Source organism: Enterococcus sp. AMC1157, from assembly GCF_058216555.1.
The window spans coordinates 2,623,029-2,648,654 of the sequence record NZ_CM177099.1 but is presented as its reverse complement, the minus strand read 5'-3'; the positions used below and the strand labels follow the sequence as shown (position 1 = coordinate 2,648,654).

Below are 25,626 nucleotides of genomic sequence, written 5' to 3'. Positions count from 1 at the left end.
TTCTTTTAAGTATTTTCATTCGTACGTCTTACTTGCTCCAGTTCTTCGATATCAATCGGACAACCGGTTTGATAATACATTAAATCCTCTTCATTAATTTCACGGATTACCCGACACGGATTTCCTACTGCGATACTATTTGCGGGAATATCTTTGGTGACAACACTTCCAGAGCCAATCACAGAATTTTCGCCAATGGTGACACCAGGATTAATGACCGATCCTGCGCCAATCCAACAGTTATTTTTAATCGTTACCGGTTTGGTATACATGAATCGACGATGTTCAGGATGAATCGGAAGCCCTACTGTAGCAATAGTTACATTAGAACCAAACATGACTGTACCCCCAATCGTAATCTGACCATCATCGATAAAATTGCAATTATAATTGATATAACAGTTATGGCCAATGTCAATATTAGTTCCATAAGTAAAATAAAAAGGGCTTTCAATAAATAAAGTGGACCCTAAGTCAAGGACACTTCAAAAAGAAACCAATAATTTTTAGGCAGCTATTAGCTGGTACCGGTAATCAATCGGTGCCAGCTTTTTCAAATTCCATTGTCCACGATCATTATTATAGTAATCCATATAATCGTCTATTACGGATTGAACTTCCTTATAAGATTGACAATTATCAAAATCACATTCGTCTTTCATATGACCGAAAAAGGATTCTTGCGGGGCATTATCCCAACAGTTTCCTCGTCTGCTCATCGATTGAGTAATTCCAAAAGATTTTACCAATTTTTGAAATTTAGGACTTGTGTAGTGGGAACCTTGGTCTGAATGAATCAATACTTCTGTATCTAAACGATGCCCATGTTTCTCAACTAATTGTGTCATTGTGTTCAATACAAAATCTATTTTTAAGTTATTTGAAAGTTGGTAAGCCAAGATTTCATTTGTTTGTGCATCTTTAACGGTCGACAAATAAGCCATAGCTTGATTTCCATAGGGAAGGTAGGTGATATCTGTCAGTAAAACTTTTCCTGCTATACCAGGTTTGAAAGCTCGTTTAAGTTTATTTTCTACAACACTGTGCTCTTTCGTAGCTTTGGCTAGTCTTCGATAAGGATTTGCTTTTCTAACAGATGAAAGTAGCCCAAACTTACGACAGATTCGTTGAACACACTTTCGATTCATGATAATTCCAAATGTGTTTTTGAGTGTCATCACAATGGATCGCGTGCCTTTGTCTTTCGAACGAAAGGCAAGTGCTTGTTCAATTGTTTTTTTGAGTACCAATTCTCGATGCTGTTTCTGTACGTTAAAACTACGCTTCTTATAGGCATAGTAACCACTACGAGAGACACCTGCTAAGCGACAAAATAAACTGATGGAGCGACTAGATTTCTTAGAAAGTTCTTCGATGAGCGAAAAGGTAAGTTCTGCTGTTAACTTATTGGTTCGATTTCCTTTTTCGCTCAGCTCTAACTTTTTTATGAAATCTAATTCTCCTTTTAAATAAAGATTTTCTGCTTCTAATTTTGCAATTTGTTCTTCAGGAGTTAATGTTCGTTTTAATGGACGTCCGCTCTTTACTTTTCTAGCATCTCGTAATCCTAAAGTCCCATCATTTTTTACAGCTTTCTTCCAACGAAAAGTGGCTGTTTTGATACGCTCTGTACCGAGTACTTGAACATCAAATCCTGCTTCTTCAAAAATACGTGAAGGTGATTTTCCCAATTCATATTCTTCAATAAATTTCATTTTAAAATCAACAGAATAGGTAATTGCTTTTGAACTCGCAGTGACTACATTTGGATTGGCAAGTAAGATTTCAAGTTGTTCTGGTGTAAAATACTTTACAGTCATCTAGTCATTCCTCCTGTCATTTATTATCTTAAGTGTACACAAAAACAGACCTATAGGTAAGGTGTTTTTTCAAACTGTCCTTATCTATGGGTCCATTTTAAAGACGTTGGTTTCTTTTCCAAAGATTTCTTTTTTCAGTAATTCTCTATTTTCTTCATCTTCTGGACTGACTTGGTTAAATTTATACCGAGTTACCCGAGAACGCTGGCGCTCTTCAGTCAAACCTTGACAATTATCCAGAAATAGCTGTCCTGAATCCTTTCGTTTACGCATATCCAAATTGCTTCCTATCTTTTGTTAAAGTTCTTAATTAAGTATATTAATGATATTATTACTTGTCAATCTATTTTCTGCTTACTATTAAAATTTTACATCCTATCACATCTATATTATAGTTAAGATAGAATTAATTAACCTATTTAATTAAGAGTGAGGAACAAGATGGTAAACAACAAAAATTTAATTCGTGACAAGAATTTGACGCTGTTAAAGCAGCTATTATTTACAAAAGGTTCTGCATTAAAAGCGGAGATGTCCAAAGAAACAGGCATTAGTGTTGTAACAATTAATTCATTAGTCAGTCAACTAGTGGAAGAAGAGGTATTGATTGAAGGAGAATTAACCCAACAATCTTTAGGAAGACCGGCAATTACCTACCATTTTAATTACAATCAAAACCAATTCCTTCTATTAAGTATTCAAGAAAAAAGAGTAAACGAAAAACGCTTCTTAATTCTACTAGGAAAAATCGTCAACTTAGCTGGCGAAGTACAATTAGAAGAAGAAATTAATTTTGAACAAGTTACCCTTCCTCTTTTTCTTGAAAAAATTCATTATTTTCTAAGTCAGTCCATACCGATTGATAAAATTAGTTTATCGATTCCCGGAAAACTATATGACGGTCAAGTACTCTCAAGTTGGCACAGTCTTTTTGATCAATGGAACATTGCTGAAGCTCTTTTGGATATCACACCGGTTCCAATTGTTATCCAAAACGATGCTCACTTGCTAACTGTCGGCTATACGATTTCCCACAAGATAGCTCTTTCGGATACAATCGTAGGTATTTTTTATCCTGAAAATAGTATGCCTGGTATTACGATCTACAGTAATGGAACTATTTTAGAGGGAGGACATAACCTAGCGGGTGAAGCTAAGTTTCTCCCCCACTTGATTGATTCTGACACACCAAACAATAAAATGGAGCTTGTTGGTAACCTAGTGAAAATTCTAGAAATTTATAATGCAGTGATTGCACCCAATTCTTTTGTGATTTCAGCAGAATCTGTTCGTAAATCTACTGTTTTAGAGGTAGTCGAAAATTCACAAATTTTAAGTAAACAAATGAATCAACCAACTATTTTATTTATTGACCATTTTCAAGATGCTTTGACTCTTGGCCTACGCTGGCTCATTCATCAAGACAGTACCTATCAACTTTAATTTGGGTTTCATCATCTAAGGAGGGAAAAGATATGAACAAAGAAGATACATTACTTTTGATTATTGATTTGCAAGAAAAACTGCAACCAACGATTTATCAAGGCGCAAAAATTATTTCTAAGGCCCAGCAAATCATTCAAGCCTTTCAAATATCTGGTATTCCAATGATAATCACCGAACAATATCCAAAAGGTTTAGGTCATACGATTCCTGAAATTACGAGTTCTTTAGGAGAGACTCCTACCTTCGAAAAATTAACTTTCTCAGGCTTTATCCCTGAGATTCAAGAATATCTAGAAAATAAAGCGATTAAAAATGTCGTTTTAATTGGTACCGAAAGCCACATCTGTGTCTACCAAACTTGTAAAGATTTATTGCAAGCAGACTATCATGTGGAAGTTGTCAAGGATGCTATCAGTTCTCGCACCCAAGAACACGCCGAACATGGATTGGAACTCATGAGAGATTTAGGTGCTTCCATTACCAATAACGAAACCCTGATTTATGAAATTTTAGGTGCTGCGGGTACGGACACATTTAAAAAAATTCTAAAAATTATCAAATAGACATTTGCATTGAAAAGAGGTCTTGGAGTTTTTCTACTCCCCTCTTTTCTTTTTTAAAGACTTCTTTTGAGATGTTTTTCACATGCGAAATTTCTTTTTACTTTTTGAATTTTTTTCGGTAGAATATATAAAGCATGTTACATTTCAAACCCCTTTATTCATCAATAGTCTATCTAAAAAGACTTTTAAAAAACCACAACAAATAGTGCTTAGTGATATTCACAAACACAATATATGGTATTTTTCGATTGACTTTCTCTAGAAGTTCATTATACTATTCTTATATACTAATTGAGAAATTTAACCGGGAGGAACTTAATATGAATATCAAATTATTTTCAAAAAACAACTGCATGCAATGTAAAATGGCAAAACGCTTTTTAGCAGATAACAATATTAGCTTTGAAGAAATCAACATTGACAATGATCCAAGTGCAGTCAACTTTTTAAAAGAACAAGGTTACCAAAGTGTGCCAATTATTACATCTGACGCTACAACAGTTGTTGGGTTTCGCCCAGACCAACTTCGTCAATTAGCTAGCTAATTTTTTGTGTCCACAATTACAATTTAGACGTTGGATTTGTCCGTCCTTTCGGGGCTTACAAGTCCTTCTTTTTTTATGAAACATATAGGAAGAAAAATAAAGAGATAAGGTTGTGTAGATAATATGAGTTTAAAAACGTTAAAAGATGTTACTTATTTTAAACTAAACAACGAAATCAATCGTCCAGTCAATGGACAGATTCCGTTGCATAAAGACAAAGAAGCATTAGCAGCTTTCTTTAAAGAAAATGTCGAACCAAATACGAAACAATTTAACTCTGTTCAAGAAAAAATTGATTTCTTAATTGAAAATGACTATTTAGAAGAAGCCTTTATTCGCAAATATACACCAGAATTTTTGGAGCAATTATACACGTTTCTAGACGAACAAAACTTTACATTCAAATCTTTCATGGCTGCTTATAAATTTTATTCTCAATATGCGTTAAAAACTAATGACGGCACTGCTTATTTAGAAAGCTACGAAGATCGTGTGGCTTTTAATGCCTTATACTTTGCGGATGGCAATGAAGCGTTGGCTTTGACTTTAGCGGATGAAATGATTCATCAACGCTACCAGCCTGCGACTCCCTCTTTCTTAAATGCCGGTAGAAAACGCCGTGGGGAATTAGTTTCTTGTTTCTTAATTCAATTAACTGATGATATGAATTCAATCGGTCGTGGGATTAATTCTGCTCTACAATTGTCACGTATCGGTGGTGGTGTAGGGATTACCCTTTCTAACTTACGTGAAGCCAGCGCGCCAATCAAAGGCTACGAAGGTGCAGCTAGTGGTGTAATGCCAGTTATGAAACTGTTCGAAGATAGTTTTAGTTATTCTAACCAATTAGGACAACGTCAAGGAGCCGGCGTTGTGTATCTAAACGTCTTCCATCCAGACATTATTAGTTTCTTATCTGCAAAAAAAGAAAATGCGGATGAAAAAATTCGTGTAAAAACGTTATCTCTAGGAGTACTTGTTCCTGATAAATTTTATGAATTAACTCGCAAAAACGAAGACATGTATTTATTTAGTCCCTATAGTGTGGAAAAAGAATACGGTGTTCCTTTCTCTTATGTCGATATTACTGAAGAATATGATAATTTAGTGGCTAACCCACGTATCCGCAAAACAAAAATTCGTGCCCGTGATTTGGAAAATGAAATTTCTAAACTACAACAAGAATCTGGTTACCCTTATATTATCAATGTTGATACAGCAAATCGCTCAAATCCAGTTTATGGAAAAATCATTATGAGTAATCTATGTTCAGAGATTTTACAAGTCCAAGAACCTTCTCTATTAAATGGCAAACAAGAATATGAAGAACTAGGAACAGATATTAGCTGTAACTTGGGTTCAACAAATATTGTTAATTTAATGGATAGCCCTGATTTTGGAAAATCGGTACGTGCGATGACTCGTGCGTTGACTTATGTTACTGACGCTTCAGATATTGATGTCGTTCCTCCAATTCAAAACGGAAACAGCTTAAACCATACAATTGGTTTAGGTGCGATGGGACTACACACCTATTTTGCAAAAAATCAAATGGCTTATGGTTCTCCAGAATCGATTGAATTTACCGATATTTACTTTATGTTATTGAACTACTGGACTTTAGTTGAAAGTAATAATATTGCAAAAGAACGTCAAGAAGTCTTCCATAACTTTGAAAAATCTGAGTATGCAAGTGGAACGTATTTCCAATCTTACATTGAAGCAGACTATCAACCAAAATCAGAAAAAATTGCAGCGTTGTTTGCAGGCATCCATATTCCAACAAGTGAAGATTGGCAAGCCTTAGCAACTGCAGTTAAAGCCGATGGTTTGTACCATCAAAACCGCCTAGCTGTTGCACCAAATGGTTCTATTTCTTATATTAACGATACAAGTGCTAGCTTACATCCGATTACTCGCTTGATTGAAGAACGTCAAGAAAAGAAAATTGGAAAAATTTATTATCCAGCAGCTCATTTATCAAATGATACAATTAGCTACTACCAATCAGCTTATGATATGGATATGCGTCAAGTAATTGATATTTATGCCACTGCGCAAAAACATATCGATCAAGGAATGAGTATGACCTTGTTTATGCGTTCAGAGATTCCTGAAGGTTTGTATGAATGGAAAACAACAAGCAAACAAACGACACGTGATTTGAATATTTTACGTCATTACGCCTTCCATAAAGGCATTAAATCGATTTATTATGTACGTACCTTTACTGACGATGCAGAAGAAATCGGCAGCAACCAATGTGAAAGCTGTGTTATCTAAAAAGAAGAGGAGGCCTTTTTCATGGCAAACAGTTATTATAAAGCAATTAACTGGAATGAAATTGAAGATATAATTGATAAATCAACCTGGGAAAAGTTAACAGAACAATTCTGGTTAGATACGCGAATTCCTCTATCCAACGATTTAGATGATTGGCGCGGTCTTTCAGAACAAGAGAAAGAATTGGTAGGACACGTATTTGGTGGTTTAACCTTATTAGATACCATTCAATCAGAAAGTGGTATGGCACAATTAAAAAAAGATGTTCGTACTGCCCATGAAGAAGCGGTGCTAAATAATATTGAGTTCATGGAATCCGTTCATGCGAAAAGTTACTCTTCTATCTTTAGTACGTTAAATACTAAATCAGAGATTGATGAGATTTTCCATTGGACGAATACCAACGAATTTTTACAAAAAAAAGCAGAAATTATTAACGAAATCTATAAAACGGGAACTCCTCTACAAAAGAAAATTGCTAGTGTTTATCTAGAAACTTTCTTGTTTTATTCAGGTTTCTACACGCCACTCCACTATTTAGGAAACAATAAATTACCAAACGTGGCAGAAATTATTAAATTGATTATCCGTGATGAATCTGTTCATGGCACTTACATTGGTTATAAATTCCAATTAGGTTTTAATCAATTGCCTGAAAATGAGCAACAAGAATTAAAAGATTGGATGTATGACTTGTTATTTACTTTGTATGAAAATGAAGAAAAATACACCGAACTTTTATACGACGGAATTGGTTGGTCGGAAGAAGTTAAAACCTTCCTTCGTTACAATGCCAATAAAGCTTTGATGAATCTAGGACAAGATCCTTTATTCCCAGATACTGCCAATGATGTGAATCCTATTGTCATGAATGGTATTTCAACTGGTACAAGCAACCATGATTTCTTCTCACAAGTCGGAAATGGCTACTTGCTTGGAACCGTTGAAGCAATGAGCGATGATGATTATTTAATTGGCTTGGAATAAAAATGATTGACAAAAAAACCGAACAATTATGTTCGGTTTTTTTGTCCTTCTAATACAACCTGACAAATAGAAAACCTACAGCAAGAATAAAAATTTAAGGGAATATAGATAATTTTTCAAGTTATCTAGCTTAATTTACGACTGGCATAATAGCCTTATTATTTCGAACATATATATGGCTAACAATAATAATACAACCATTCCCACTATTGCAGTACTTGCTACTGTTAAATAACCACCTACTGAGTTTATTTCTTGAAAAATAGCGAAGTGTGCCCAGGCAATCGGTAATGAAAAAGCTACATTTTTCAAGTTTAGTCCCACAATAAGAACAAGAGCAACAGAGGTGACTAGCATAATAATTGCCGACGTTCCATCTGATATGCCAAATCGGTCCCATTCAATTTGAACAAGATATGCCGAGACATTTACCACTGAAGCAATGAATAGCCAACCAGCATTCAATCCAAATGTTAGGGGAAGTAGCCACCGCTTATCATTTTGAATTCGTAAAAACTTTTGTACGATTAGTTCCCAACTAATAAGATACCCAAAAACAAATAAATTTGATAATCCGATTTGATAGTAAGAAAAGCTAACTATCCATCCCAAATTAAATACACAACTCACCCCAAAAAAGGAGAAACGACATCCATTGCTTTACCGTAATAAGTTTGCATTGTGTTTCACAAGCATAACAAAGAGACTGATTATTAAGAGCCAATAAATTAGACTCCAAATGCTACATGCAAAACCAACGGGAGTGATGAGGGTTTGGTATTGCCTTGACACCTCTACTTGAGAGGCATTGTTAATAAAACCAGCCACCCCTAGATAATTTATACCTAAAGTAAGCATCAAGAGCCCTATATTCAACCATGTTTTTTCTCCGTCTTAACCTCTACTTTTCTTTTAATTATGCTTCATCATTCACCTTATCCAATTGTTTTTGCAACAACTTTAATTGTTGCATAAGTGTCAGTATATCTAGCTCTTCTAAATGACACTCTTTCATTTCTCTTAAAATAGAGTCATTAATCCTCGGTTTTGTTTCATGAGCTTGATTAGTCATTGAGATTAAAGTCATACGCTTGTCTTCTATATAAGGAGTTTTAATAATCCATCCATGTTCTTCCATTCTATTCAGTATCGGATTGAGTGTGCCAATTACCATGCCTGTTAGTAATCCAATATTAGTTACGGTAATATCTTCCTCCTCACATAAAGCTAACAAAACTAAGTACTGTGAGAACGTTAGACCAAATGGTTTTAACGCTCGCGTATAGATTCTTCCAAGACCATTGGACGCTCGATAAAGTTGAAAGCACAATTGGTCTTCTAAACGTCGATTAAATATTGATTCATCCATCTCATCACCATAATTTCGTTTTTGTAAATTTTTTTACCTCTGATAGTAATTTTACTATTTTATATTCTGGCACATAGTTTCTTATTTTTAAACAGTCATAATTGTTTTTGCGGACAGCATCCAAGATAGCATTGTATAACTTAGCAGAGGCTAGTACAGAAAAAATACAATCTTTATCATAAAGATGACTATGCCGATAGAAGTAATCATATCCAAGTTGTGATTCGTTTGCTATGTCTTCCCATAAATTAATAAATGAAGACGTTGGCCCCTTCTCAATGACTTCTGCTATATCAACGTTACTCTCAGCTAGCATTTGTTCTGGTATATAGACACGTTTGTTTTCCTTGTAATCTTCTCCAACGTCTCTTAAAATGTTAGTCAACTGCATAGCTATACCCAAAAAAATTGCACTTTGTTTTAACTCATCTGTAAACTCTTGTTCAGAAGCTATAATAGGCAATAACATTAATCCAACTGAACCAGCCACATAGTAGCTATATTCTTTTAGTTCATTTAAGTTTTGAATAGGTTGAAATGACAAGTCTTGCTTTTGACCTTCGAGTTGATCAAAGAAAGGTGTTGAACTCATTTTAAAACGCACGAATACATCACGTAGTGCACGCCAGGTTGGTTTTTCTAACTGCTCACCTTTACAGAATGCTTGCAACTCCCTTTCTAAAAGAGCTAATTTCTCTAACTTCTCCGCTTTAGGTTCTTGAGAATCGACAGTATCATCGGCTAAGCGACAAAAAGCATAGATAGCATAAACAGCATTTGCTTTATTTTTTGGTAATTTAGAAAACGCGGTATAAAAACTTTTAGAAGAACGCTTGATTATTTTCTCACAATAAGCATAATCTTGTTCTAACTGAGAAAGAGTCATATTGCTCATCCTTTCATTTGAGGATTGTCATCCATTATCAATTCTTCTGCAGCAATCTTACCAGACATCAGAACGATTGGAACACCCGCACCTGGGTGGGTACTGCTTCCTGTGAAGTACAGTTTCTCACATGCTTCCGCTTTTGCTTGTGGTCGAAAATGGTTACTTTGGAATAAAGTCGGTTGCAAACCGAAGCATGCTCCATTATATGCATTAAATCGATCACGGAAATCAATGGGAGTAATAACACTCTCTGATATAATTTCATCTTTGATATTTTCCATACCAGGTAAATTACTGACAACATTTAATGCTTTTTCACGGTAATAAATTACTGTTTCTTCGTTCCATTCATATTGAGCCGTAGATAACTCAGAAACAGGTACTAAAATATACAGCCCTTCTTTGTCTGTAGGAGCTACAGATGGATCAACTTTGGAAGCTGCAACGATATACAAAGAAGGATCTTCTATATGTTCACCATTAAAGATTTGCTCAAGATTTTTATCCAAATTGTTAGAAAAGACAAATGTATGCACATGTTCTAGCTCATCATATTTACGATCCATTCCCAAGTATAAAATAAAACAAGAACAAGAATATTTCAGAGAATCAACTTTTTCATCGGTATATTTACCTTTTGCTTTTTTATCTTTAACTAAATTCTTTACTGCATAAGGAAAGTCTGCATTGCAGATAACATAATCAGATAAACATTCTTCATCATCAACAAGAACACCACGAGCTATACCGTCCTCTATCAATATTTCCTCAACAAGAGCATTGAACCGAATTTTCCCCCCCAGTTCTAGAAATACTTTTTCCATACCTTCTGCCATCTTATGCATTCCTCCATCGATATACCAGATACCATACAAGAGTTCAATCATAGGGATAATTGTGTATAGAGACGGGCCATTTTCTGGACTGATTCCAATATATAAAGTTTGGAAAGTTAACATTTGTTGAATTTTTTTATTTTTCACAAATTTAGCAATAGAGTTTGTCGCTGAGTCGAACGTTTTCAATTTCATTGCTTGGTGAAGCATAAATGGATTGTAAAAATCTTTTTTATTACGAAAAGGACGTTGGATAAAATGATCTTTCGCCACTAAAAAACGCTCATAAATACTGCTTAAATATCTTAAAAATCCGGCTGTATCTTCAGGATCAATAGCCTCTAAGGTTTTTGTCAATTGTACTAAGTCTGACGAAATATCAATATAATCTGTACCGTTATCAAAATATGAACGATACATTGGATCTAGTCGAGTCATTGGAATGTAATCATCTGGATTTTTACCAGCTATTTCAAATATCTCACGATACAAATCTGGCATCATCACAATGGTCGGTCCCAAATCAAAGCGGAAACCATCTTTTTCAATGATATTCATTTTCCCTCCCGCAATACTTTCTTTTTCAATTATTTCTACATCATAACCTTCTACTTTTAAGCGAATTGCACTGGATAAACCAGCTACACCAGCACCTACAATAATTACTTTTTTCTTATTATCATTCATGTTATACCTTCTTCTAATATATTTTTTTATCTTATCTACTAACTTTACCAAAGGATTCGTTACAATTTTGGGTGATTATATCCTTGCCTTACACCAGTGTATGGATTACTTAAATTGTAAATTAAATCGTGTACGATGTAAAATGAAAGGCGTTACAAAAAAATATTAGTTTCTACTTTAACATATTCTCAAGAATGCGGTTAAAAAAATTTATTGAAATGGATATGGTTTAAATGATAATCGACTTCTCGTTTACTGTACGAGAAAAATAATCATCCATCAGTTTTCATTTTTTGTATCCTTCTGTTCATCTAAAACACCATATTACATGACAAAGACTCGGTCACAATGATTAGTCATGAGTATATTCTAAGAAATGTTTGTTGGTTAACTTTAGCGATTTTATTAATTTGTTTTCTACTTTTTTCTCAGCTATTCATTATTAAAGGTTCTTCTATCAACAATTACATGGAACTAACTTGATAAAACACTTTGGAAATGCTAATATTAGTTAATTTAAATTGATTTATGAGAGGACGTTCATTCATGAGACTATGGCACGAATCTATTATTCATCAATTACCTAGACAACAACTCTTAGGTCAACATCGAGAGTGTTGTGCGTTGAGAGGAAATGGTTGGGGAAGAAATCATTCAACGGTTAATTATGTTTTTTCCCATAGTCCCTACAAATTGGTGCAGTATCATAACTTAATAATCTCAGAAATGCAAGCACGTGGGTACAATGTGGAGATAAAATGGATGAATCCACTTTATAGAGGCGTAAAATGTCCCGCATATTCTGCATTAATGCCTATTGAATTGACTCACCCTATCTATCCTGAACATGATGACCAGTATCTATTAGATTGCTTAAACAATTTAAAAGAAAAGAATATTTTTATTACCCCCACAGTTAATTATTCGGATCCCAAATAAACTGATACTATTGACCAATAGATAAACAATTGATTTTTAGGATTGGCTATATTAAAGAATTCTGTTGATATTCGATGAAAGAGAACATTTGTTCTATAACGTAAAGAAAGAGTGAGAGCGAGTGGGTTCCGAATGTCATTGAAGGAGATTATCGAAGAGATTCGAAAGTTAAATACAGCCGACCAACATAGATTGAAACAGTTCTTTGTGAACTCGCTTGCATCTTATTCGGCAAGCGAACCTGTCTTCAAAGAAGTGTCTGACCGAAAGCATAAAGAAGGTTATACGTGTACCCATTGCCATTCGACGATGGTTGTCCGTTTCGGGAAATACTCAGTGAAAATAGATATGCGAATGATTGAACGTCAACGTTATCACTGTAAAGATTGCGGAAAGACCTTCACCGATGTTACGAATACCCCACTTCACCGAACTCACTTGCCTCACAAATGGTTAGGGTTCATCCAATGTATGATAGAAGGCTACTCCCTTCGAAAAGCCTCTGAATTGATTGAGGTTCATTACGTCACTCTCTTCTATTGGCGACATTAACTGCTTTCTTCGATGAAGCAGATGGACTTTGAGAAGTTCGAAGGTATTGTCGAGATGGATGAAACCTATTTCCTGTATTCTGAGAAAAGATAGCGTAATCTCAAAGGTCGTAAACCAAGAAAACGTGGCGGCTCCTCGAAGAAACGGGGCATTAGTAAAGACCAAGTGTGCGTTCTTGTTGCAAGAGACCGCCAAAAGATGACGTATTCAAAAATCATCGGTCAAGGACGTATCGTAAAGACTCGACTCGATGATGCCATCGGTTCCAAACTTTCTTCAACGAATGTTCTCGTACAGACGCTTGGAGAGCTTTTAAGACCTATGCGACAGATAAAGGCTTGGAACATTACCGATTCAAATCAGATGGATATCAACGTGTGAAAGGTGTTTATCACATCCAGAACGTTAATAGTTATTATAGCCGACTAAAAGGCTGGATTGACCGTTTCAATGGCGTCGCTACAAAGTACCTCGACCATTATTTGAGTTGGTTCCGATTCCTCGATAGCATCAGACGATGCAACCGTCAGCAAAATGATAATAGAAAGTTGTTTATTCTCAACAGTCGTAACCTATGATAAACTGAGATTATCAGAATTTTCCAAAAGATAATCTCAGTTGTTCAAGAAAAGGGTCTGTATGATTTGGTCTATAAATTATGACCTTTTTAATCATATCAAAAGTAGAGAAAAAATATTCAAAGTTTTATTTTCTGAAAATTTCCATTAGTCAAAAAGAGGAGATTAACTATGAAAGTCAAAAATGAGAAAGAGATTTTATTATTGAATAGCGAGAAAAATTTCAAAGAACTACTTGAAATAATTGAATCAGTACCGAAAAGTAAAAGAGGAATTTCTATTGAAACTCCAGAGAGAGATAAAAATTTTAGAGATGTTTTAATGCATCTTTATGAATGGCACGCAATGCTTGAGAGATGGTATAGAGAGGGTATGGATGGGGATATTCCTTTTATGCCAGCACCTGGTTATAAGTGGAGAAGTATTAAACTCCTTAATATGCGGATTTGGGAGAACTATCAAGATGTGACATTAAATCAAGCTATAAAGAAATTGAAGTTAAGTCACCAAAGAGTAACAGACTTAATTCAAATTCATACGAATGAAGAAATCGTAACAAAAAAATATTATAAGTGGACGAAAACAAGTAATTTGTTCAGTTATTTTACAGCGAACACATCTAATCATTACATTTGGGCTGTGAAAAAATGTGAAGTTATCGCAAAGGCTTTAAAAGAAATAGAAAATGAAAAGTTTGTAAAAACGTCTACTTAAACGAACGAGGGCTTTAATAGAGTAAACAAAAGGGAACTTCTAAAATGAAAGTTCCCTTAGTTCTCGTAAATAATCAACGATATAATTTTACATAGCCTTAGGATTAAATCAAGAATCTTTTATTGCTTCTTATGAATCTCTAGGAATTAGGATTGGTATCTCGCTAACGAATATTTTACAAGATGTTATAGAGTATTTATGAATATGCAACCCTAATTATATACCCTAAAATTTACTGAGTACAATCTGACACACGAAGAGTTAACTAGCTTTGATCATAAAGAAAGCTCAATTAAGCATAAATTTGAATTTTAACGTGCTGAAATTGATTGAATTAACTCATACCTATTGATTAATATTGAATTTTTTTGCAGTTTCCACTCTCGTTATCAAATATCCAATCTGTATCAATTCTACTCTGTCAATCAGTTACTTTTACTGTTCGATCAGTCCTTTTTCAATCAATAGTCTCGCTTGAGTAAAACCACACGAATATTTTTATTATAAAAAGTGAAAAACACGTCAAAAATCATTTAAAACTATGTCTAATAACAATTAACTATAGAATCTATTAAAGGGGAAATTTATTGGATTAGTTTTACTTTTGGCTACGGTTATTTCAAATGTAAGTAAAAGTGCAAACGAGTTATCACGTAAAACGGTACATATTTTAGTAGGAAACTGGTTATTTATTACTCCATTTTTCACGGATATATGGGGGATTCTACTAGTTCCCTTTTCATTTATTCTAATCAACAGTCTAAGTTTAAAGTATCGCTTAATTCCAGCAATAGAAAAAATGATGACAGTTTAGGCACGGTTTATTATGCTATTAGTATGTTTGTACTATGTGTTAGCTCACCTATTAGAGTGGCCAATTTTATCCTTCATTGGACTATTAACGATGGCCTACGGAGATGGATTGGCTGCGATTATAGGCCAAAAATGGGGGAAATCTCATCCTTTCCCTTTTGCAAAGGACAAAACACTACTTGGTAGCTTAGTCGTTTTTACTGCAAGCTTTGTAATTACATTTTTCAGTATTCTGTTTTTTGGACTCTCTTTACCACTAGAAATTAGAGATTTACTCAACCTTCTCTTTATTACATTACTGACCGCTATTTTCTCTACTTTGATTGAGCTAACTGGAATAAAAGGTTGTGATAATTTATCTTTATCAATTAGATCAGGACTTTTTGCTAGTTTATACTGGTATTATGGAAGTATCGAATTTTATCTATATCTTTTCGTTGCAATAATAATTTTAATTATTGCGTTTCGAATGTCTTCTATTACCCTTGATGGCATTGTAGCGGCAATTCTCACCGCAGTTACCCTATATAGCTTTGGTGGACTTTGGATTGGTATCAGCCTTTTAGTCTTTTTTGTTCTAGGCAGTGTAATTAGTCGATTCAAAAATTCACACAAAAAAAACGCAGAAAGTGTACAAAAACCAAGTGACACTAGGAATTGGAAACAAGTTTTATGTAATTCACTACCTGCAAGTCTTTTGCTCTGGTTATCGTTTTTCTTTTCTAATAATCATCTATTATTACTCTCATTCGCAGTCTTTTCAGCTGCAGCCGCGGATACTTTTTCTTCAGAAATCGGCATGTTAAGTAAAGGAACTGTCTACAATGTTTTAACTGGAAAACCTATCAAAAGTGGTTTATCAGGTGGCGTTTCATTTTAAGGTTTATTTGCTGGATTAATTGGTAGCCTTTCATTATCATTTTTAGCTCTACCTAGCTTTGGCTGGCGCGGCATGCTATTTATCAGAGTTTTAGGTTTTTTTAGGATCGATTATTGATAACATCTTAAGCTCTGCGTTTCAAAGAAAATATACTGGCCCCACTGGCGATTTGCAAGAAATCGCAGCTTATCACAATCAAGAACCCGACCAAGGTTTCCGTCTAATTACTAATAACATGGTAAACTTTCTTAGTTTAAGTTTAGTTCCTTTGTTAGGGTACGGCATTTGTCTCGTGTTTTTTTTGATATGAACATTCCTGTAAATAATAATGAAAAGAATTACGCACAGTAGCTAGTAAATTGGCTACTGTGCGCTTAAAATTGAAATTTTTGTGATTGCTCACACAGACTCCAAGACTGACTTAAGCCGAGCCTCTCTCAAAGTTTAGTTATATACATTCCAACGGGAATTGGAATACTTTTCTTTGTATCTTTACAAATTGTTAAAAAAACGCTTTACAAGTCTGAACATCTATAGTAAATTTAAAATGTTGAGTGAAAAAGCAAAAAAATTAAGAAAGGAGCATGACTCATGTACAACAAAAATAAATTCCAACAATTACAATTGAATCATCAAACTCCTTTCACGGTGCAAGTTATGTAAAATGAATAGTCTCTTTTTATGAGGAGAACTCTATTTACATTTATTTATTAAATAACTAGCCTATAAATTGTGGAGAAGTTTGAGTCTACAATTTATGGGTATTTTTGTGCGCTTTTTTACGAAAAACACAGATTTTCTGTGATGAAAGTGAGGAGTTATTGCTATGCTAAAAACATTTTGGTCCTACATAAAAAAACATCCAGTCGTCTATGGTCTTGCTACGATTCTGGCTGTTATTTCTTCCGGACTAACCATTGTCCCAAACTACATCATTCAACAATTCATTGATGCCGTAGTGGACAAAAATTTATCAGAACAAAATTTAGAGATATTATTAATTGCTTTTTTTGTTAGTATTGTTCTGATTTATATCGTAGACGTTTCTTGGCTAGTGACCTTGTTTAGCCAATCTTATCGCTATCAAGCAGGTCTTAGAAAACAAGTCTACCAAAAATTATTAGATTTACGTACACCCTTTTACGAACGCTTTCGTTCAGGAGATTTAATGACACGTATGACCAGTGATGTCGATTATCTTGGGGATACCATCGGATATGGTTTTATGTTGATTGTTTCCAATATCACTTGGACTGTCAGTATCTTAGCCATCATGATGGTCACTATTTCTTGGAAAGCCACCCTGATTAGTGTGATTCCACTCTTTTTCTTCGGCTATATCGTCTTTAAGCTTTGGAAAAAAGTTGATGTTTTGTATGAAGAAAATCGTGATTCCGTAGCCAAACTAAGCAATGAAGTCTTAGAAGTGATCGATGGTGTCAGAGTCATGCGTGCTTACGGAAAAAAAGAATTAGAACAAGCTCGTTTTCAAAAAAGGACTGATGAAGTTCTTCAAAAAGCCAATAACTTAGTCTTGTTTAACGGCGCTGTTGGTCAAACTGCAAAAGTGTTTACTGGTTTAAGTACGGCCATTGGCTTATGTTACAGTGGTTATTTAATCAGTCAAGGACAAATGAGTATTGGAGAGTTAATTACCTTCCAAATTTATTTAGGGATGTTAAGCGGCTCTGTTTGGGGCTTATCTGATATCGTTCTGGTTTATCAACAAGGGAATGTTTCTTTCCGTAAAATCCAAGAGTTATTGGATGCGGACGATCAACTGGAAAAAACAGGAAAAGCACCGATTAATAAAATTGAAACCATTGATTTTAATCATTATGCTTTCCAATATCCTACCAGTGATAGCCAAACGCTAAAAACTGTGAGTTTTCAATTAAAACGTGGCGAAACTTTAGGGATCGTTGGGAAAACAGGTAGTGGAAAAACAACCTTAATTCGTCAGTTACTCCGTCAATACCCTGTTAGTAAATCAGGTGAAATTACCATCAATGGGCAACCAATTCAAGAGTACCGTATTCAAGAACTAGAAGGCCTCATTGGTTATGTTCCGCAAGAGCATATTTTATTCTCCAAAACAGTTGGACACAATATTCGTTTTGGAAGTAATGCAGCTAACGAAGAAGATTTAGCTGTAGCCATTGACTCTGCTGACTTTGCCAAAGATTTATCCCGTATGCCAGAAGGATTAGAAACTATGATTGGTGAAAAAGGTGTCTCGATTTCAGGTGGACAAAAACAACGAGTTTCCATCGCTAGAGCCTTAATTCGCCAACCAGATTTATTAATTTTAGATGATTCCTTATCTGCTGTTGATGCTAAGACAGAGCGAGCAATTATCGAAAACATCCAAGCTTTGCGAGAAGATAAAACCAATATCATCATTACTCACCGCTTATCTGCGGTTGCTCAAGCAGATCAAGTCTTAGTTGTTGATGATGGACAGATTCTTGAAGCAGGCACACCTGATGAATTACTAGCCTCTAAAGGTTGGTATTATCAACAATATATGAATCAACAGATGGAGGTGAATCCTGTTGAAAACATTTAATCGTTTATTAAGTTATTTTCGTTATGAAAAAAAATTGTATATTAGTGGTATTTTACTCTCAATGATCTCTGCAGGGACATCCATTTATGCCCCAATGATTGGAAAAGAGTTAATCGATTATGTTTCTGAACAAATTGCGATGAATCAAACCGTTGAACTTGCGACTTTGCTTCAACTATTCGGATTTTTTATGTTAGTAACGCTGGTTAGTGCCTTGACTGGTTACTTTAGTTATTTACTACTAGCCTATGCATCTAATCGTGTCAGCAAGAAAATTCGTGATGAAGCCCATGAACATATGCAAAAGTTACCGATTTCTTATTTTGATGACAAACCAGCAGGAAAAATTTCTGCGCGAATCGTCAATGACACGGAGCTATTACGAACCAATTTTTATACTAATTTTAGTAACATGGTGATTATAAATGTACTAACCGTGATCGCTATTTACACTGCCTTGTTTATCGTCAGTCCAATAATTGGCTTTGCTTTACTTGGATTGTTGCCTTTCTTTGCAGTTTGGCAATATGCCTATATTCGCTTAGCGGCACCCATTAATAAAAAATGGCGAGAAACAGTCAGTGATTTAAATAGCCAAACAGCAGAAATTGTTCAAGGAGTTTCAATCGTTCAACTCTTTCATCGCCAAGAAACAATGATGGATGAATTTGATGAAACCAATCAAAGTTGGTTAGACACACGCCTAAAATCAATTCGTTTAGATTCAATTTTGTCTTGGGACTTCTCTACTTTTATAAAAAATTTAGTGATGTTTGCCGTTCTTATGTTTTTAGGAACCCAATTTGTAAATGGTGTTCTTGGTTTTTCAATTGGAACAATCTATGTGATTATCAACTATATCTCGCGTTTATTTGACCCAATTCTTATGTTGGTGAGAATTATGTCTACCCTCCAACAAGCATTAACTGCAGGGAAACGTGTGTTTGAATTATTGGATGAACCGATTGAAAAAGACAGCGAGAAAGTTTTACCTTTAACAGAAGGTCATGTTCAATTCGATCATGTAACGTTTGGTTATAATCCAGAACAACCTATCTTAAAAGGGATTGATTTTACTGCTAAAAAAGGTGAAACAATTGGATTGGTTGGTCACACTGGTTCAGGTAAAAGTTCGATTATCAACTTGCTTTTCCGTTTCTACGATCCTCAACAAGGAGCCGTAAAAATTGATGGACATACCATCGCTGATTACAATCGAGAAAGTATTCGTGAACATATGGGGATTGTTTTACAGGAACCTTATTTATTTAGTGGAACAATTGCTAGTAATATTAGTATGAATGATCCAAAAATTACGGATGAAATGGTTTTAGATGCCATCGAAAAAGTTGGCGGAAAAGACTTAATCAATAAGTTACCTTTGGGGATTCATGAACCAGTTGTCGAAAAAGGACAGTCTTTATCTTCTGGAGAACGCCAATTAATTGCCTTTGCCAGAACGCTAGCCAGCGATCCAAAAATTCTGATTCTGGATGAAGCAACCTCTCACATTGATACAGAAACCGAAGAAATTATCCAGCATGCGATGGAAGTCGTTAAAGCCGGGCGTACTACTTTTATCGTTGCCCATCGCTTATCGACAATCCAAAATGCCGATCAAATCCTCGTTCTAGACAGTGGCATGATCAAAGAACAAGGGACTCATCAAGAATTGCTGGGACTAAATGCTCAATATGCAGAAATGTACCGCCTGCAAGCCAAAGTGTCTGGAAATAGTCAGGTTGCATAAGTATAACGCTACTCTTCTAACATTCAATTTGGATATGGAGGATTAATATGATTACAAAAAAACAAGTATCACAAGAAAAAATAGCCTTTTTTCAAGAACTAACTAAACTCCCTACCCTAAAAAAAGTAGAACAATTTATCGATAATGAGATGAACTCTGTTTACGATGCATTTTTGTTATCAACAGATACAAATCAGTTCGTTTTAAAAAAAGCTGAAGCAAAAGAATTAGATGTCAATGAAAAGTTAGCAGCAAGCAACTTCGACTTACCTCTGCCAAAATTAGTAAACTCCTTTTATTTCGAAAAAAATAATTGGTTACTAATAGAGTACTTTAATGGAACTGATTTACAGCGTTTGACCACAGACAGTGCTAGTCAGTCAGGAATTGCTCTTGCAACAATCACCAATTCTTTTTATGATGAAAAGGCAAAACTGAAAACTGACGAAAGTAAAATCCTAGCAAGACTAGCAGTAAATTCAATCTTACAAAAAGCTTACCGTCTATATTTAACCAGACAAGAAGCAATTCCAGTCAGCTTTATTCACGATGACTGTCTACCTATCAATGTGTTATTCGATGGACAACAGATTGCCATTGTGGATTGGGCTTATGGAAAGATTGGAAGCTACGTTGCCGATGTAAGTCGCTTATACGCATTTTATGATAAGAGCAAAGCATTGTTTCATAGTGGTTATTCTTTCTTAGATTCAGACAATAACAAAGAAGAAATCCTAGTAACCTTTTATAGAAACTTGTCACCCAAGCTAAAAAAGAGCATTTCCCAAGAACAATTTGAATCAGATGTTGCTTTGGAATGCTTGAACCAATATTTGCTTAACTTAGGTGCGCCTTCAATGATTGTCGAAGAACAGTTGGACAGTGAATGGGAAAAACACTTCTTTCAAAAAGCTGTATCACAAGCTACTACTATCCTTGAATCTCAGTAGCTATTAACTATAAAGACATCCGAACTGCATAATAATTGTCCTATCCAGTGAAACATTTTATACTTAAAAGAGAACCTGTCGGAAGTAGCTACTTTAAAGGAGTATATTTCAATGGCAAAAAATAATTTATTTGTATTTTTTATCTTAGGATTTGTCTTTTTTGTAATTGGTCTGACAAGCAAGCAAACAACCTTTTGGATTTTAGGATTTTCCTTTCTCGCCATTGGTTTGTCCGGTTTCTCTGGTAAGAAACGGGATAAAAATCAGGATGAATGAAAAGAGTCAACTAGTCGAGACTAGTTGACTCTTTTCATTTATGATAGTAAAAAATCAACTGCCTCTTCTACTCCTTGTTCCGCCTGAGGGTAATCCCCCATCTTGTCCATAAAGGCATGAACCATACCATTAAAAACTCTGTACTCACAAGGAATTGCCAAAGTTTCCAAACGTTCTACGAAATAATCAACTTGAAGTTTTAATGGATCAAATTCACCCATGATAATCTTCAATTCAGGAAGTTGCTTCAATTGTTCATCTGTCGCAAAAAATGGTGAGATCAGTGGATTTTTCTTATCAATTTTACCCGCATACCAATCATTGACTGGTGTATCTTGTTTGCCAAATCCCTTAATATAGCTATGGACCAACTCTCGTTCTTTTTTATCTTTCACAAAAACTTTGCTGACATCCCAATGCTTGCCTTCTCCTTCAGAAAGCAACTCGACTACCGGATAGTACGCCACAATTTTGCGTAAATATTTCGTCTGTAAATAAACATGGTCCAATAAAGAAACCGTGACGGATAGATTGCCGCCAGCTGAATCTCCAGAGATAAAGAAATTTTCTGAGTCAACTAGCTCTTTGTTTGCATTTGTTGCAAAGTATTCTACCGTATTGTAACAGTCTAACAACCCAGCTGGAAAAGGATGTTCTGGGGTTAGACGATAACCAATCGACACCACCATTAAATCGGCTCCGTCAGCAAACATTCGACAAATCTGCTCCACATTTTGAATCGAACCTCCAAAAAATCCTCCTCCATGAATGTAAAATAAAACGGGTAACATTTTATTTTGAAGATCTTTCTTCCGATAAGTTCTCGTCATGATATGCCCTTGAATCACTCGATCTTCCACCACTATTTCATTCTTAGTGATGTCTTTAGCTGGCCAGCCCATTGAATCTCTGATTTCGGTCAAAGTAGGTACTCGTTTCACCTTATTTTTTTCCGTTTTTGGCTTTGGCTGACCTCCACCAATTTCTTTGAAAGCTTTTGGGTCCAATTTGCCAATTGTTTTGGTATTAACAAAATATTTTTCTACTTGGTTTTTGGTCATCGTTAGGCTCCTTTGAGAATATATGATGGGTTAATTTTTTCATATAATTAAAAGAGTGGCAAGAACAAAATACAACAATTTTTAATCCAGTTGAATAGAGATAATCATCAAAACTATTATTACTCAGCTTTTTGTAAATTACACCATTGAATAATAAAAGCTGCCATTGTTTTCGCAAATAGTAGGATATCTTCTACACTGACACTTTCATTATTTGAATGAGCTTCTGCCAGTTCTCCAGGTCCGTAACTAATTGCTGGAATGCCAAAATAAGCAAACCAACCAGAATCATTGACTGACGTTGACATTCTAACGATTGGTTCTTGATTAGCAATTTGTTGGTGACTGTCTTTCAATAAGGTAAATGCTGGATGCTGATCGTTAATTTCAAGAGCTGGAAAAATCTCTCCTTGCTCCTCTATCATCGAGCGTCCTCCCCACCGAATAACTGGAGGATGTTGTTTTAGCCAAGGATCACTAGCAGCAATAGCTGCAACGTGTTCATCGATTTCTTTTTGTACTTCTTCAATAGACTCATTCGGATAAAAATGAACCGTAATCCACAAATGACACTCATTCGCAATAAAAGCTGGATTGATTCCACCTTGAATATAAGAGGGATTAATCGTCGTTGTGCCTGCTGGAAATCCAGGATATTGCTTGGTGACTGCCCAATGTCTTTCTAATTTTTGCAAGCCTTCAATAATCGGGACCATTTTTTCTACCGCACTTGCAGCAAAAATTCCGCCACCTGCGTGAATCATTTTTCTGCGATTACCATCATGATAGACTTCAGGACTCTTCACAGTAATCCAGCCAGTCACACAACCACCTTGACCTTGGAGAGCTAAATCTGTCGTATCATTGACAATGGCGTAATCAGCGGTATAGCCTTTTTCTAAAAGTGTTCGTGTACCCGCTTCTCCTGCCTCTTCTCCGACAGCAGATTGGAATTGTAAAGTTCCTTTTAAATCAATGTCTAATTGATTCAACAACTTGAAAATCCACAGATTTGCTGCCATTGCCCCTTTCATATCACTTGTGCCACGAGCAAATAAACGATTTTCTTTCTGCGTTAAAGTAAAAGGATCTGTCTCCCATTGGTTTTTATCACCAATCGCTGCGACATCTATATGTCCATTTACAATTAAACTATTAAATAAATCAGCTTGGCTTCCTGTACGTTCCCCTACTAAAAGAACATCTTTTTCATAGAATGGAAATTGTTCCGTTGTAAATCCCTGCTCTGCTAAAAAAGTACTAATCCAATGCTGGACATCGGCTGTATTTCTAGCTGGTGGACTGACGGTAGGAAACGCAATCAACGTTTCCATGATGCTTAGTAAAGAATCGACATCTCTATCCATTGCCTGCCAGATTTTTTGAATGTTGTTTTCTTCCTTAGAATGATCTATTCTTAGTGTATTCAATGATTCACACTCCTTTACCAAGTTTCTTGTGTGTAGGCCATTTCCCAAAAATTCAATTCAAAATCACTGCTTAACAGAAAAGCTTCCGCCATTTTTTCCCGTTCCTTTTCAGAACAATCGGCTGCTAACTCATCAATTAACTGAATTAATTCATCTAGTACCTCTTTGAAACCTTCACTATCATAGGTTTCTAAAAATTCCTGATAGATTTTTACAGGGGAAGATTTTGTCGAAAACTCAACTCCAATCTCATAATACAACCAGTAACAAGGTAATAAAGCTGCCAAAGCAGTTGGAATCGTGCCATTCACAAATTGACGATAAATATGACTCGTATAATTGTAAGCAGTTGGTGCAATCGGTGTGTTTGAGACTTCTTCCTCAGAAATCGTCAATTCTTTGAAAAAGCCCTCACGGATAGCCAACTCAGATTCTTCTAAGCCTTCTTTACAAAACCTTTGGCTAGTAATAATGCGTTGATTGTTACTCCGTTTCATCACTTCCTGATGGGCATGGGCAAAGTGTTTTAAATAATAAGCATCTTGAATTAAATAAAAACGAAAAACTTCAATCGGCAATTCACCTGTCACTAATTCTTGAACAAAAGGGTGCAGTTTACTTTTTGTCCAACTTTCTCGGGCAAGTTCATGTAAGCTTTGAGTAAATGTCATCTGTCAATCTCCTCTCATTCATTTAATAAATCGACAAAAACCGTCTCTGCATCAAAAGAATCTGTAATGATACCTGCTTGTTCCATCCAATCAATCACTTCTTGGAATTGTTCAGCATTTTGCCAACCAAACGGACGCGCATCGCTGCCCATCAATGGTAATAGAATATCTAAACTCTGTTGTTCCACTTCGGGGTCTAATGCTGAATCTTGATTTTGATGGTCCAATAGAATTTGCAAACCATCTTCAGGATTAGCCACAACGTCCTCCTGTCCTTTTTTCACTGCTCGCAAGAATTTTTTTAGTGTTTCTGGTTTTTCAGAAATCGTCTCATCCCCGGCAACAAAAATTAGCTCCATCGCAGCTGGAATCCCATACTCTTCTCTAGGAATAATTGCGATTGGATAGCCTTCTTTTTCAAGTAACAATAATTCATGATTGATATAGGCACCCATTAGCGCGTCCACTCTATCTGTTGCCAAAGCTGGAACTAAGTCGTAACCTACATCAATAAATTCAACTGCATCGGGATTTCCACCATCTTGTTCAATCATCGCACGAACAATTGCTTGAGGAACCATTGATGTGCCTAAACCGATTGATTTACCTTCCAAATCTTTAGGAGAGGCAATTCCAGCTTCTTGTTTGAACATTAATTCTCCCAAAGGTTTTTGTACGATGGAAGCAATTCCTTTAATTGGAATCCCTTCTTCTTGGGACATAATCAATTGATTCTGATAATTGATTGCTAAATCAATTCTTCCAGCTGCAGCTAGTCGTAACGGATCATTGACATCAGAAGGCATTTCAATTGTTACATCTAATCCTTCTTCTTCAAAATATCCTTTTTCTTGAGCAACATATAAGAAAGAATGTACGGCATTCGGATACCAATCCAACATCAAGGTTAGCTCTTCCTTCTGCCCCTCTGATTCATTCGTGTCACTACACCCAGCAACTCCAATCAATAAAATAATCATCATAGCTAAAATAATTCTGATTCGACTCTTTTTCATTT

General features: G+C 35.4%; 22 protein-coding genes and 2 pseudogenes. 13 read left to right on the top strand and 11 right to left on the bottom strand.

Features of this window, described 5'->3' with window-relative positions; translation table 11 throughout:
• Positions 1-5: 5 nt before the first annotated feature.
• The 3 genes from AC4BBX_RS12950 to AC4BBX_RS12940 all read right to left on the bottom strand — a co-directional run bounded on the left by AC4BBX_RS12950 (position 6) and on the right by AC4BBX_RS12940 (position 2,093).
• Entirely contained in the window at positions 6-338 is a 333-nt protein-coding gene (locus AC4BBX_RS12950) for a DapH/DapD/GlmU-related protein (protein WP_490454225.1), read from the bottom strand.
• Between the two features lie 168 nt (positions 339-506).
• The gene (locus AC4BBX_RS12945) at positions 507-1,820 is read right to left on the bottom strand and encodes an IS3 family transposase (protein ID WP_490454224.1); all 1,314 of its coding nucleotides are present in this window, start codon (positions 1,818-1,820) and stop codon (positions 507-509) included.
• 84 nt (positions 1,821-1,904) lie between these two features.
• Positions 1,905-2,093: a maltose acetyltransferase domain-containing protein gene (locus AC4BBX_RS12940; RefSeq protein WP_490454223.1), complete on the bottom strand. Its 189-nt coding sequence runs from the start codon at positions 2,091-2,093 to the stop codon at positions 1,905-1,907.
• A gap of 168 nt (positions 2,094-2,261) precedes the next feature.
• On the opposite strand from AC4BBX_RS12940, the gene AC4BBX_RS12935 reads away from it, so the two are divergent.
• The 5 genes from AC4BBX_RS12935 (at position 2,262) to nrdF (ending at position 7,644) form a co-directional block, all read left to right on the top strand.
• Positions 2,262-3,263 carry an ROK family protein gene (locus AC4BBX_RS12935; protein WP_490454222.1) on the top strand — a complete coding sequence of 334 codons (1,002 nt, stop codon included), beginning with the start codon at positions 2,262-2,264 and terminating at the stop codon, positions 3,261-3,263.
• A 32-nt stretch (positions 3,264-3,295) separates the two neighbouring features.
• Complete coding sequence (locus tag AC4BBX_RS12930; protein ID WP_490454221.1) at positions 3,296-3,829, top strand: isochorismatase family protein; 534 nt, start codon at positions 3,296-3,298, stop codon at positions 3,827-3,829.
• 320 nt (positions 3,830-4,149) lie between these two features.
• On the top strand, positions 4,150-4,374 hold the full coding sequence (gene nrdH, locus AC4BBX_RS12925; protein WP_490454220.1) for a glutaredoxin-like protein NrdH: 225 nt from the start codon (positions 4,150-4,152) through the stop codon (positions 4,372-4,374).
• Positions 4,375-4,497: 123 nt separating this feature from the next.
• Positions 4,498-6,657 (top strand): class 1b ribonucleoside-diphosphate reductase subunit alpha, encoded by a 2,160-nt coding sequence (nrdE, locus tag AC4BBX_RS12920; RefSeq protein ID WP_490454219.1) that lies wholly within the window; start codon positions 4,498-4,500, stop codon positions 6,655-6,657.
• Positions 6,658-6,678: 21 nt separating this feature from the next.
• On the top strand, positions 6,679-7,644 hold the full coding sequence (gene nrdF / locus AC4BBX_RS12915) for a class 1b ribonucleoside-diphosphate reductase subunit beta (protein WP_490454218.1): 966 nt from the start codon (positions 6,679-6,681) through the stop codon (positions 7,642-7,644).
• 135 nt (positions 7,645-7,779) lie between these two features.
• Here the strand turns inward: nrdF and AC4BBX_RS12910 are convergent.
• From AC4BBX_RS12910 to AC4BBX_RS12895, 4 genes and pseudogenes are all read right to left on the bottom strand, one after another.
• Positions 7,780-8,520, bottom strand: a pseudogene (locus tag AC4BBX_RS12910) (TspO-related membrane protein).
• Between the two features lie 40 nt (positions 8,521-8,560).
• The gene (locus AC4BBX_RS12905) at positions 8,561-9,013 is read right to left on the bottom strand and encodes a MarR family winged helix-turn-helix transcriptional regulator (RefSeq protein WP_490454217.1); all 453 of its coding nucleotides are present in this window, start codon (positions 9,011-9,013) and stop codon (positions 8,561-8,563) included.
• A 4-nt stretch (positions 9,014-9,017) separates the two neighbouring features.
• The gene (locus tag AC4BBX_RS12900) at positions 9,018-9,899 is read right to left on the bottom strand and encodes a phytoene/squalene synthase family protein (RefSeq protein ID WP_490454216.1); all 882 of its coding nucleotides are present in this window, start codon (positions 9,897-9,899) and stop codon (positions 9,018-9,020) included.
• A 5-nt stretch (positions 9,900-9,904) separates the two neighbouring features.
• A complete protein-coding gene (locus tag AC4BBX_RS12895; RefSeq protein ID WP_490454215.1) occupies positions 9,905-11,425 on the bottom strand; it encodes a phytoene desaturase family protein in 1,521 nt (506 codons plus the stop codon).
• Positions 11,426-11,971: 546 nt separating this feature from the next.
• Here AC4BBX_RS12895 and AC4BBX_RS12890 point away from each other — a divergent pair.
• The 8 genes and pseudogenes from AC4BBX_RS12890 (at position 11,972) to AC4BBX_RS12855 (ending at position 21,446) form a co-directional block, all read left to right on the top strand.
• Positions 11,972-12,364: a TIGR02328 family protein gene (locus AC4BBX_RS12890; RefSeq protein ID WP_490454214.1), complete on the top strand. Its 393-nt coding sequence runs from the start codon at positions 11,972-11,974 to the stop codon at positions 12,362-12,364.
• Positions 12,365-12,496: 132 nt separating this feature from the next.
• A pseudogene (locus AC4BBX_RS12885) lies at positions 12,497-13,528 on the top strand (IS1595 family transposase).
• Between the two features lie 137 nt (positions 13,529-13,665).
• Positions 13,666-14,208, top strand: a complete 543-nt coding sequence (locus tag AC4BBX_RS12880; RefSeq protein ID WP_490454213.1) for a ClbS/DfsB family four-helix bundle protein — start codon at positions 13,666-13,668, stop codon at positions 14,206-14,208.
• Between the two features lie 904 nt (positions 14,209-15,112).
• Positions 15,113-15,901 carry a DUF92 domain-containing protein gene (locus tag AC4BBX_RS12875; RefSeq protein WP_490454212.1) on the top strand — a complete coding sequence of 263 codons (789 nt, stop codon included), beginning with the start codon at positions 15,113-15,115 and terminating at the stop codon, positions 15,899-15,901.
• Between the two features lie 826 nt (positions 15,902-16,727).
• Complete coding sequence (locus tag AC4BBX_RS12870) at positions 16,728-18,470, top strand: ABC transporter ATP-binding protein (protein WP_490454211.1); 1,743 nt, start codon at positions 16,728-16,730, stop codon at positions 18,468-18,470.
• Positions 18,457-20,220, top strand: coding sequence for an ABC transporter ATP-binding protein (locus tag AC4BBX_RS12865; protein WP_490454210.1), 1,764 nt, complete (start codon positions 18,457-18,459; stop codon positions 20,218-20,220). Before AC4BBX_RS12870 ends, AC4BBX_RS12865 begins: the two co-directional genes overlap by 14 nt.
• A gap of 47 nt (positions 20,221-20,267) precedes the next feature.
• On the top strand, positions 20,268-21,170 hold the full coding sequence (locus tag AC4BBX_RS12860; RefSeq protein WP_490454209.1) for a phosphotransferase: 903 nt from the start codon (positions 20,268-20,270) through the stop codon (positions 21,168-21,170).
• 111 nt (positions 21,171-21,281) lie between these two features.
• Positions 21,282-21,446, top strand: coding sequence for a hypothetical protein (locus AC4BBX_RS12855; protein WP_490454208.1), 165 nt, complete (start codon positions 21,282-21,284; stop codon positions 21,444-21,446).
• Between the two features lie 38 nt (positions 21,447-21,484).
• Here the strand turns inward: AC4BBX_RS12855 and AC4BBX_RS12850 are convergent, their stop codons facing one another.
• The 4 genes from AC4BBX_RS12850 to AC4BBX_RS12835 all read right to left on the bottom strand — a co-directional run bounded on the left by AC4BBX_RS12850 (position 21,485) and on the right by AC4BBX_RS12835 (position 25,624).
• Positions 21,485-22,507 (bottom strand): alpha/beta hydrolase, encoded by a 1,023-nt coding sequence (locus tag AC4BBX_RS12850; RefSeq protein WP_490454207.1) that lies wholly within the window; start codon positions 22,505-22,507, stop codon positions 21,485-21,487.
• Between the two features lie 119 nt (positions 22,508-22,626).
• Positions 22,627-23,937, bottom strand: coding sequence for an acetylornithine deacetylase (locus AC4BBX_RS12845; protein WP_490454206.1), 1,311 nt, complete (start codon positions 23,935-23,937; stop codon positions 22,627-22,629).
• A gap of 14 nt (positions 23,938-23,951) precedes the next feature.
• A complete protein-coding gene (tenA, locus tag AC4BBX_RS12840; RefSeq protein ID WP_490454205.1) occupies positions 23,952-24,608 on the bottom strand; it encodes a thiaminase II in 657 nt (218 codons plus the stop codon).
• A 14-nt stretch (positions 24,609-24,622) separates the two neighbouring features.
• The gene (locus AC4BBX_RS12835; RefSeq protein ID WP_490454204.1) at positions 24,623-25,624 is read right to left on the bottom strand and encodes an ABC transporter substrate-binding protein; all 1,002 of its coding nucleotides are present in this window, start codon (positions 25,622-25,624) and stop codon (positions 24,623-24,625) included.
• Between the last annotated feature and the right edge of the window lie 2 nt (positions 25,625-25,626).